General features: G+C 43.1%; 1 pseudogene. It reads left to right on the top strand.

The window, feature by feature from the left end:
• A pseudogene (locus ABD909_RS06945) lies at nt 1–608 on the top strand (DUF3792 domain-containing protein); the annotation flags it as partial.
• Nucleotides 609–666 lie beyond the last annotated feature (58 nt).

The following is a 666-nucleotide window of genomic DNA, read 5'->3' as shown; positions in this document are numbered from 1 at the left end:
TTACAAAATTAAACAGCGAGGATTTTGCAAAGTTTTTAACAAAGAACAGTGATGGTGGCATTAATTTTGACAAACTTGGTAGTGAGTTGCGCACGCTTCTCAATAAAAGCGACATTCCTGCCCTCAACCCTGAACGCTTAAAAACATCTTATCAGGCAGCACTCAGTGATATTGGCGAGGCAATCACAGCTTTTAAAAATGATCCTTCTCATTACCGCAAGACTTTAAAAAATCTTGGTGAGCGCCTTTCTGATCGCGTAGAAGCTCTGACAAGCAAATTTGAGAGAGCCGATATCATCAATACCCTCATGAAGGATGGCATGTCACGCACGGATGCACAAACAGCAGCCAACCGTGCCCTTCATGTCTATCACAAGGCTGAGGAAAAAACCGAAAAGGCGATAAAAGCGTTTGAAGAACGGGCTGAAACCCTCTCTGACAATCTTGAAGATACCATAAAGAGCGCTCAAAACACCGTCACAAAAGCCACGAACACAGCCTCGCACATGGGATGGTGGGGCTTTTTAGGCAGTCTGATAGGCGCCATAATTTCGAGTGTTTGTGGTTATTATGGTTACAGAAGCCGTAGGGATAGTTTCAAACTTTAAATCTTCTCGCCTCTCAAAACAAGCATACAAAAAGCTGTACTAATCTGTGCAGCTTTTT

Source organism: Bartonella acomydis (genome assembly GCF_039543025.1).
Classification (GTDB): domain Bacteria; phylum Pseudomonadota; class Alphaproteobacteria; order Rhizobiales; family Rhizobiaceae; genus Bartonella; species Bartonella acomydis.
Note: the sequence above shows the minus strand (reverse complement) of the source record. Positions and strands in the feature narration are given on the sequence as shown.